Annotated in this window: 9 protein-coding genes and 2 pseudogenes; 3 read left to right on the top strand and 8 right to left on the bottom strand. The window is 40.1% G+C overall.

The window, feature by feature from the left end; translation table 11 throughout:
* Positions 1–117 precede the first annotated feature (117 nt).
* The 6 genes and pseudogenes from EWV66_RS24200 to EWV66_RS15505 form a co-directional block, all read right to left on the bottom strand.
* A pseudogene (locus tag EWV66_RS24200) lies at positions 118–198 on the bottom strand (Uma2 family endonuclease); the annotation flags it as partial.
* A gap of 112 nt (positions 199–310) precedes the next feature.
* Complete coding sequence (locus EWV66_RS15525) at positions 311–931, bottom strand: Uma2 family endonuclease (protein WP_004161535.1); 621 nt, start codon at positions 929–931, stop codon at positions 311–313.
* Positions 932–979: 48 nt separating this feature from the next.
* Positions 980–2,506 (bottom strand): GldG family protein, encoded by a 1,527-nt coding sequence (locus EWV66_RS15520; RefSeq protein ID WP_072926781.1) that lies wholly within the window; start codon positions 2,504–2,506, stop codon positions 980–982.
* Positions 2,507–2,508: 2 nt separating this feature from the next.
* On the bottom strand, positions 2,509–3,339 hold the full coding sequence (locus tag EWV66_RS15515; protein ID WP_002757415.1) for an ABC transporter permease: 831 nt from the start codon (positions 3,337–3,339) through the stop codon (positions 2,509–2,511).
* Complete coding sequence (locus EWV66_RS15510) at positions 3,329–4,270, bottom strand: ABC transporter ATP-binding protein (protein ID WP_287107888.1); 942 nt, start codon at positions 4,268–4,270, stop codon at positions 3,329–3,331. Before EWV66_RS15510 ends, EWV66_RS15515 begins: the two co-directional genes overlap by 11 nt.
* Positions 4,271–4,418: 148 nt before the next feature.
* Positions 4,419–5,399: an ABC transporter ATP-binding protein gene (locus EWV66_RS15505; protein WP_043995759.1), complete on the bottom strand. Its 981-nt coding sequence runs from the start codon at positions 5,397–5,399 to the stop codon at positions 4,419–4,421.
* 295 nt (positions 5,400–5,694) lie between these two features.
* Between EWV66_RS15505 and EWV66_RS15500 the strand changes: the two genes are divergently transcribed.
* Positions 5,695–6,561, top strand: coding sequence for an alpha/beta fold hydrolase (locus EWV66_RS15500; RefSeq protein WP_052278031.1), 867 nt, complete (start codon positions 5,695–5,697; stop codon positions 6,559–6,561).
* Between the two features lie 294 nt (positions 6,562–6,855).
* On the opposite strand, the pseudogene EWV66_RS15495 reads toward EWV66_RS15500, so the two are convergent.
* Both EWV66_RS15495 and EWV66_RS15490 read right to left on the bottom strand, forming a co-directional pair.
* A pseudogene (locus EWV66_RS15495) lies at positions 6,856–7,025 on the bottom strand (DUF29 family protein); the annotation flags it as partial.
* A 142-nt stretch (positions 7,026–7,167) separates the two neighbouring features.
* On the bottom strand, positions 7,168–7,608 hold the full coding sequence (locus EWV66_RS15490; protein ID WP_002790561.1) for a DUF29 domain-containing protein: 441 nt from the start codon (positions 7,606–7,608) through the stop codon (positions 7,168–7,170).
* A 257-nt stretch (positions 7,609–7,865) separates the two neighbouring features.
* Between EWV66_RS15490 and EWV66_RS15485 the strand changes: the two genes are divergently transcribed.
* Both EWV66_RS15485 and EWV66_RS15480 read left to right on the top strand, forming a co-directional pair.
* Positions 7,866–8,702, top strand: coding sequence for an ATP-binding cassette domain-containing protein (locus EWV66_RS15485; RefSeq protein ID WP_004161530.1), 837 nt, complete (start codon positions 7,866–7,868; stop codon positions 8,700–8,702).
* The gene (locus EWV66_RS15480) at positions 8,693–9,022 is read left to right on the top strand and encodes an AAA family ATPase (RefSeq protein WP_349283567.1); all 330 of its coding nucleotides are present in this window, start codon (positions 8,693–8,695) and stop codon (positions 9,020–9,022) included. The genes EWV66_RS15485 and EWV66_RS15480 overlap by 10 nt, the downstream gene beginning before the upstream one ends.
* The last annotated feature ends 133 nt before the right edge of the window (positions 9,023–9,155 follow it).

Below are 9,155 nucleotides of genomic sequence, written 5' to 3'. Positions count from 1 at the left end.
TGAGTTAAAAGTTAAACTTCAAGTTTTCATTCAGAACTAATGTACTGGTTAACTGATTTTTTGGGGAAAATTAGTTAACCCATCATTATAACATATAATTAATTTGCAAGAGGTCTATTCCCTAGCAGGCTTAGTTTCTGGAAGGGCAAGAAATACTTCGAGGGAAAGGGCTTGTTTATCTTCTATTGTGGTAAACATTGATTGATTTCTCCGCTCTTGAGTTGTTTTCTATTATAAGCTCCTGACTCCTGACTCTCAGGACAATTTTTGATTTTTGCCATAAGTCCAATCTAAAAATACGGGTTTTTCTTTAAGCTCTAGCACGAAAAATTTGATTAGCAGTGAGGTTTAACTCTGGAAAAACCCCTGAAATAAGACGTTGATCCTGTTTAAATAAATTACCTTGATATTCTCCATCAATTAATTGATAGATAGAAATGGTGGGTTCTTTGGGGCTGCCGATATATCGGGCCGAACCTTTGGCTAAATAATCGATAATCCAATATTCGGCAATTCCTAATTGTTCGTAGTCGTCGAATTTTTTCAGATAATCATCTCGCCAATTGGAACTGACAATTTCAATAATTAATTTAGCTGATGTTGCCAGAGAAATTGAGGAAGCAGTTTCCCAATAGGGATCATTAACTAGATTTTCTCTGTCTAAGACAATAATATCGGGTAGATAACCCGTATGAGAGCGAAGGGGTTTTACTGCCGCAGTATTGGGGATAAAATAGGGCAATTGCTGCCGATTTATCTCTAAGAATAGGGTTCCAGAAACAAATCCGCCAATTTCTTCGTGTTTTCCGATCGGTCGCATCATGGCCAATAATTTTCCTGCGATTAATTCGTATTGTTGTCCATCATCGGGATATTGATTGATATAGTCATCAAAAGTCAACAATTGGGGGATAGTTTGGGTTGTGGTCATGGCAGTTAGGGGGAAGAAGAGAGATCATTTTTCTAGATTCTAACTCGATTAACGACGTTGCCACCAAGTCAATCCAGCTAGGGTAAATCCTACTAAAGGCATTACTACCATCGCTATCCAAAAAATAGCGTTAGCTTGCAGGGGATTTAAATTAATTCTTCTATTTTCTGGTTCCTTAGCCCGGATAGATAATGTGGCTGTTTCACCACTGGCTAACCACTGCACAGAATTTAAAAATATATCTCCGTTTAACTGTTGTTCAAATAGTCCATCGCTGGCAAAGCTGGCATTACCAATCACGATTAATTTACCTTTTTTTCCCGTTAGAGCAACTCCTAAATCAAAGGGGCCCGCTAAATCTTTTTCAGGGTTAAACTGGAGATTCTGATCATTTAAATCACTCTCAGCCCACATTTTATCATTAGTAATCATTAAAGATACGGCTTCAATTCCTTCGATGGGAACGGTAGCGATGGGACGAGCAAAGGGAAAGATAGAAATACCGTTGGCAAAATCGCGAGTAATCGGATGATTACCGTAATTGGTAATAATGGGACTAGCCGGACCTAAACCGATGATTTCCCCAGCACCGGAAGCATCAATAATAATCCGATTATCTAGTTTCACACCCCAAGGGGTTAATAAGGGTTCTAATCCGGTTTCGGTTTGGGGGTCAATCATTAATAAAATTTTGCCCCCCTGCTCAAGATAGTTTTTTAAAGCGGTGACTTCCTGGGGAAATATTTTTCTTTTGGGACTGGCAATAATAATGACATCGGCATTATTGGGAATGGTGGAACGTTCCACTAGATTAAGTGGTTCTACTTGATAACCTTTTGCTTCTAAACTATTGACTGCTTGCACTAATCCACCTTGAGGTTCTTTGATGGCATTTTCTCCATGACCTTGCAGAAAATAAGCGGTTAAAGTGCGATTAGTTTTAGCGGTTTCGATGGCATTACTCAGTTTCGCTTCGGTGAGACTTTCCTGTTCACTAATAGTTTTTAGGGGTTGTTTTTTGTCACCATACTGTAGATAGACTCTAGACAGATTATCATCAGCTAGTTTTTTGAATTCCTGAGCGATATTGGGTTTTTTCTCCGGGTTAACTATCTCGTACTGAAATTGGGGATTTTTGCGTTGATAATTGGCTAAAAGTTCCTCTTCGTTGGCACTGATTCCCCGGGTTGAAAAAATCCAGACTTTGACTGGTTTTGACAGATTGGTTAATAGTCTTTCGGTTTGGGGGGATAAACTAAAGATTTGGTTTTCGGTTAAATCAACTCGATAGGGATAACGGAGAGCGAGAAAGTTAATTAAACCGATAACGCTGAGGACAATAATAGTAGTAATGAGGGTTTGAGTGCCAGTGCGGGTACTTCTTTTTTGCCAAAATTCTTTGGAAGTGATTACTAATAACAACAGCCACCCTAGAAACAGAATAGCCCCGGCAATTAATAACCCCAGAGAGAGGGATGACCACTGACCAGAGATTAACCCCACTGTTAAGCCAGCACTACCCAGAAAGAGGGCGGGTATATAGAGAAATTTACTGTATTTTTGCCAGGATATCATAGTTAGTTTCTTTGATAACGGTCCGCTTCGATCGCTTGAGTAGTTAGGAAGATTCCCAGCAGAATATAACTGAGGAGGATGACTAAACTACTACTGTCAAAAATTCCCCGCACGAAATTGTTAAAGGGTTGATACCAAGATAGATGGGAGAGCAATTCTTTCAGGAAAAATCCGATCTGTTCTCCCACTTCTCCCCCAATGCGATCTCGAAAGAAGGTTTCGGCATTGTTAGCAATTACATCCAGTATCCAGATAAATAAGATGGTGATAAAGGTGATGATGTAAGCAAGGATAGAACTATTGGTGAGGGAAGATATAAACATCCCGATGGCTAGGATGGCCGCTGCCAGTAAAATTAATCCTAGATGAGCTAGTAAAATACTGGCTATATTTACTGGGGGAACTGCGGTACTAAAAACCACTATTTCGTAAATCCAGAGGGGGGTAATCATCACGGTAAAAAAGGCCAGCACTCCCAATAATTTACCGATGGCTATACTCCAATTAGTCAGGGGAGAAGTGGCTAAAAGTTCTAGGGTTCCCTGTTTTTTTTCCTCTGCGTATAATCCCATAGACAGAGCCGGCAAAATAACCAACAATAAGGAGGATAAAATAATGCCGATGAAAGTGGTCATAAATTCAGACACCGTATCTCTGGCTACCAGAAATCCCGATTGTTCTTGGATACCAATATCGAGAATAATGCCGTAGAGAAGGGAGTTAAAGAAAAATCCCGCTACTAACCAAAATATCCCCATAATGATATAGGCATTGGCGGCGGTAAAATAGCTTTGAAATTCCTTGCGAAAAATCGCCCAGATATTATTGATCATTTCTCTCCTCTTGCTGGTTACTTTCCCCGCTGCCGATTACTTCCAGAAAGATGTCTTCTAGGGTTTTACGCGTGCGACGCATTTCTAATAGGTTATAACCATTGTTGACAACTATTCTAGCAAGTTCTGCCCCTAGGTTTGTCCCCGCTTGACCAACAATTTTGAGCAGGTTATCGCCGACTTTTGCCCCTTGCTCGACTTGCGGCATTTGTTGAAGGATTTCTAACAGGGAATCCCTATCACCTTCGATCTCAATTTCATAACTGGAACCAGCAGGGGTAGCGGTAGTAATATTATTGGCTACGATGCGACCCCGATTAATAATTGTCGCTCGATCGCAGGTAATACTCACTTCTGGTAAAATATGAGTGGAGAGAATAATTGTATGTTCTCCCGCTAAACTTTTAATTAGATTTCTCACCTCGATAATCTGTTTCGGATCCAATCCTACTGTCGGTTCATCTAAAATAATTACCGGTGGATCGTGTACAATCGCTTGGGCAATTCCCACACGCTGTTTATAACCTTTGGATAACTTGCGGATAATAACTTTTCTTTTTTCTAGTAACTGACATTTGCCTAACACTAAATCTACCCGCGCTTTTCTATCCCCCGATGAGATGCCTTTAATCCGTGCCACAAAACCAAGAAAACCTTCCACGGTCATCTCTGGATACAAGGGGGGATTTTCGGGAAGATAACCAATGCGACGACGCACTTCTAAGGATTGTTGATGCACATCGTATCCTGCTATCCTTGCTGTTCCCGTTGTGGCAGGAATATAACCAGATAAAATCCTCATAGTCGTGGTTTTTCCGGCTCCATTTGGTCCCAAAAAACCGAGAATTTCTCCTTTTTCTACGGTAAAATCCACGTCACTGATTGCCGCGGTAGAACCATAAATTTTACTCAGATGTTCGACTTCAATCATAAGCTTTATCAGTTATCAGTTATCAGTTACCAGTTACCAGTTATCAGTTATCAGTTATCAGTTACCAGATGGGAGTTATCAGATAGGAGTTTTCAGTCTGTTAAGTGACCAGTTCGGGGCTTTCTTTTCAATGATTACTAATTACTACTCACTGATAACTGATTTTTCCCAGACTATGATCCCGATTAATTTCTACCACTAGATGCGCTTGTTTGAGCAGGGGTGGGAGAAATAATTGCGGATGTAAACTTTTCCAAAAATACTTGACAAATTCCTCGATTTCTGATGGGTTCATACCTCCTTTTGTTTCGGCTGCCTGTCGCCATTGTAAACTGTAACGGTAGTCAAGGGGATAAAGAATCAGTAAGCGATCGATTTTTGACCAGAGGGGTAGATATTCTCGTAATCTTTGATTATTATCCCTGGCGAATTGTCGGTCTTCTTCGCTATTAATCGGATCGGGGGCATGATCAAAGACTGTTTCTTCTATTGGATTCATGCCCACAAACCAACCCTCGAAAAAAAGAATATCAACTCCCTCCACTTGTTCCGCTGCAATTCTATCTCCTTGTCCTTGATGCAGGGACTTGTCAAAACGCGGTATTAAAATCGGACTTTCTTGCTGACAAACCTGTTCTAAAACTTTAATTCCTAATGCTATATCATGAGTACCCGGTGGACCACGCCAGCGCAATCTTTCATCCTTTTGACGCAATTTTATTCGCTCATTATAGGTCTTATAAATATCATCTAAAGAGAGATTATTTACTTTTAAATCAAAATAGGCTAAAATAATCGACATTATGGATGTTAGGGTTGTCTTCCCCGTGCCTTGGGGAGCCAAAATGCCTTGAATCAACGGTTTTGCGTGGCTGCGTAGCTCTAGCGCCCAAGGAATCCAGAAGCACCAACAGCTGATCAAAATCTGATTTGGCTGATTTATCCCTAACTCCTGACATTTTTGCCAGACTCGCGGCCAGAGAATCGTTAATAGTTCCGCCCTTTCCTGTAGGATGAGAGGGTTAGTCTCCCTAAAATTTAAGGATTCGATCGCTAGTAATTCTGCTAAATCCGCCTCAGTTAAGGGATTTTTGTCGATTAATCCCCGTAAAATCGTCAAAATCTTCATGGCTGTTATATCAGAATTAGCAAAAAAACTGTCCCAATGATTCAGGAGTAATTCTCTAGGGTTAGCCACCCATACCAGTGGATTAATCCCGCTCAAGATTTTTTTGAGAGTGTTTTTTAGGGTTATTTGCCCAAAAATGAAGGGTTTGCAGGCAGGCACGGATTCCCATTATATATATAAGCATATGTCAAGTTCCCTTTTCAGTCAAGGGGCTTGGCCAAAAATCTCTAGCTTTGTCTCCAGTTTCCCAATCGGTTAGACTAAGAATTATTAACATTACTTAACAAAACACCAGATGAATACAGCTGCTCTGACGATAAAGCAAAATTGGCAATGGCAAGGACATTCGATACACTATGTGCAAGCGGGTACTAGAGTCGCGGGAAAACCCCCTTTACTATTAGTCCACGGTTTTGGCGCTTCCACCGACCATTGGCGAAAAAATCTGCAAGGTTTAGCCTCAGAATGGGAAGTATGGGCGATCGATCTGTTAGGATTCGGTAGATCAGCTAAACCAGATCTTGTCTATAGTGGCAGTCTTTGGCAGCAACAATTAAATGATTTTATCAAGGAAGTTGTGGCGCAACCGACGGTTTTAGCGGGTAATTCTTTGGGGGGTTACGCTTCTCTCTGCGTGGCTGCTAATCACTCTGAGAATGTTCGGGGATTAATTCTCCTCAATAGTGCCGGTCCCTTTAGCGATACAGAAAGCAATCGTCAGCCTAATTTAGCACAAAAATTACTGCGATCGATCTTGCTGCAACCCTGGGCCAGTTATCTCTTATTTCTCTATACCCGTCAACCCAAAACTATCCGCAAAACCCTAGAGAAAGTATATCTCGATCGCAGTGCCATTACTGAGCAGTTAATAGAAGATATCCGTCGTCCTTCCCTGGATGCGGGAGCAGCCAAAGTTTTTGCTTCTGTGTTTAAATCTCCCCGGGGGGAAAATGTCGATATTCTCCTGCAAAAGTTAAGTTGTCCCCTGTTGATGTTATGGGGTGAGGGGGACCCTTGGATGAATACTAGGGAACGCGGGGCCAAATTCCGTCAATACTATCCTTCTCTGACAGAATATTATCTAACTGCCGGTCATTGTCCCCACGATGAAATTCCCACAGAGGTTAACCAGTTGATTAGTGATTGGGTGAAAAGCTTATAGGTAGTTAGGGATCGGTTATCAGGTTTTTTTTTGACGCTTATTTGACCTGAAAAAAGAGGGTCTGTAGGAAGGCACGGATTCCCATTCTATATATAAATATCTGTCAAGTGCGGGGATTTGTCAAGGGTTTTTTTGAAAAAATCTGCTGGAATTTGACTGGTAAGCTGTTGACTATCTAAATTACTCGTTAAGACTGCACTGGACTTGGGAGCAGGGAGAAGGAGTTTGAGCATTTGTACTCAAACATCCAATACGCAATTTAAATTCAGTACAGCTTAGGGAAGACATTAGCCGGTATTGGTAGAGAAGCAAATGAATGAGCAATTGTAGGAGATAACTATCTACTTGATGTCTCTGTTGGTTCCCCAATCTAATACATCTGTCTGTCTTTGTCGCAGTTGTTTGGCCGTTTCTTCTAACCAACCAAGATAGTCTTGTTTGTATAAGTCTTTAGTAGTGGTCAGGTATTAGGTTTTTATTTTTTTGACGCTTATTTGACCTGAAAAAAGAGGGTCTGTAGGAAGGCAGGGATTCCCATTATATATATAAGTATCTGTCAAGTGCGGGGATTTGTCAAGGGTTTTTCTGAAAAAATCTGCTGGAATTTCAGGGGAGAAAATCGGAATCGAGGATTTGTTCAGGACTATAGGGACAGCTTTCGGCAAAGATAGCGGCCGGTAATTGGCTTTTTTGTCGGACTCGCTTCACTGCTTTGGGGTAAATAACGGCGATTCTGGTTAAAAAATAGTTATAAAGGGTTTTCGACTCCAATAAAAGTTCTAATTCCACCCGAAAGTTACCGATTTCGTCCTGCCATCCCCGCGCACATCTTTCTCGTTCCTCCGGCCAGTATTGATAGAGAAGCAGATGAATGAGTAATTGTAGGAGATAACTATCTACTTTATGTCTCTGTTCATTCCCCAATGCTTCGATTTCTTCTCCGAGATGTTCCCAATCTAATACATCTGTCTGTCTTTGTCGCAGTTGTTTGGCCGTTTCTTCTAACCAAGCAGGATAGTCTTGTTCGTATAAGTCTTTAGTTGTCATAACCTATCCTCTTTAGCACTGGTCAGGTATTAGGTTTTTATTTTTTTGACGCTTATCTAACCTAAAAAAAGAGGGTTCGCAGGCAGGCACGGATTCCCATTCTATATATAAGTATCTGTCAAGTGGGGGGATTTGTCAAGGGTTTTTTTGGGGAAATCTGCTGGAATTTGACTGGTAGGATAAGAGATTGTTTCACCTTTGCCTGTGAGCTACAATAAGCAGATGAGCAACAGGATAGGATTACAGGAGTTTTAACAATGCGGTTACTACGGGTTCAAGTTCCTGACTTTCGAGTGTTAAAGAATATTGATCTTAGTTTCGAGAAAGACTTTTTTCCTCAAATATTCCCTATCGGTAGTCAAAATGGCGGTGGCAAAAGTACCCTTCTACAATTGATTTTTATCTTGCTTCATTGTTCTGGTGATCCAGAAAAGATAGAATATGTGGTAAATGTACTCCATCGATGTCAACTAGAAGATGAGTTAGAGCAGAAAACCCTGGCTATGTTTGAAATTCTAACCGACAATCGGGAAGAAGTGAAACTAGATTTTTTTATTTGCAGATATGCTTATATAAAAGACTTGGTATCTGATCTTGACGGTCAATTAGTATATCATTTTGGGGATGTTTATATAATAAAAGGCTGTGTATCTGATATTGACGGTCAATTCGTATATCTTTGTCGAGCCAATAACCAGAAGAATGAAGAGATATTTTTGTTGTGTAAATTTAGTCAAACCACCCAAGAAGAATTTCAATTATTCATGAAAGAATTATCTTCAAAAATATTTTTAGCCGCACCTTCAGCGCAAGTTTTTATCTTTTTACCCAAAGCTACTAACAAGAGTCTTTTTCAGATAAATCAAGGGAATCCAGACTCTAGTAACTATTATTTAGCCATGACAGATGTTAAAGAGAAACTTAGCAACTTATTTACCTACGATTTTCTGCCAGTTGAGCTATTAATTAATTACTTTATCATGGCTCGTGATCAAGATTTTGCTCAAGCTATAGAAACGGGTAAATATGGAAATAACTATCAACTAATACGGCAAAACTTAAACTCAATTTTTCGGATAAAGAAATTAATTTAGATAAAGATATATCGGGGATTACCTTTAAATTCAAAGGGGACACAAACGGAGAAGAATTATATCCAGAGGATTTGAGTCATGGGGAACTGAAGCGATTAAGTATCTATCTGTGGCTAAAGTATCGTAGGATAAAAGATGCGATTGTCTTGATGGATGAAATTGAGATTGCTCTCCATCCCGACTGGCAATATAGAATTATTGAGGACTTGCAGGAATGGGAACCTAGCAATCAATATATCTTAGCCACTCATTCCTATGAACTCTGTCAAGCTTTAACTCCCGCTCATGTTAAAGAGATAGAACCAAAACCATTGAAATAAAGATGGAGAAACTAGGGAGCATCTCACTTATGCAATGAGTATTAATACTTATAGCAGTCAAAAACTAGAAAATCTTCAACTTGATCACAAAGAGAAATGAGATTATAATAGTTATAACTTACAATTCAGAATA

Source organism: Microcystis sp. M_OC_Ca_00000000_C217Col (genome assembly GCF_007095585.1).
Classification (GTDB): Bacteria; Cyanobacteriota; Cyanobacteriia; order Cyanobacteriales; family Microcystaceae; genus Microcystis; species Microcystis panniformis.
The sequence above is the reverse complement of the archived record's forward strand: the minus strand, read 5'-3'. Positions and strand labels throughout refer to the sequence as shown.

Coding starts and splice junctions, on each gene's coding strand:
- EWV66_RS15500 (WP_052278031.1), top strand. CDS start 5,695: ATGAATACAGCTGCTCTGACGATAAAGCAAAATTGGCAATGGCAAGGA.
- EWV66_RS15515 (WP_002757415.1), bottom strand. CDS start 3,339: ATGATCAATAATATCTGGGCGATTTTTCGCAAGGAATTTCAAAGCTAT.
- EWV66_RS15510 (WP_287107888.1), bottom strand. CDS start 4,270: ATGATTGAAGTCGAACATCTGAGTAAAATTTATGGTTCTACCGCGGCA.
- EWV66_RS15525 (WP_004161535.1), bottom strand. CDS start 931: ATGACCACAACCCAAACTATCCCCCAATTGTTGACTTTTGATGACTAT.
- EWV66_RS15485 (WP_004161530.1), top strand. CDS start 7,866: ATGCGGTTACTACGGGTTCAAGTTCCTGACTTTCGAGTGTTAAAGAAT.
- EWV66_RS15505 (WP_043995759.1), bottom strand. CDS start 5,399: ATGAAGATTTTGACGATTTTACGGGGATTAATCGACAAAAATCCCTTA.
- EWV66_RS15490 (WP_002790561.1), bottom strand. CDS start 7,608: ATGACAACTAAAGACTTATACGAACAAGACTATCCTGCTTGGTTAGAA.
- EWV66_RS15520 (WP_072926781.1), bottom strand. CDS start 2,506: ATGATATCCTGGCAAAAATACAGTAAATTTCTCTATATACCCGCCCTC.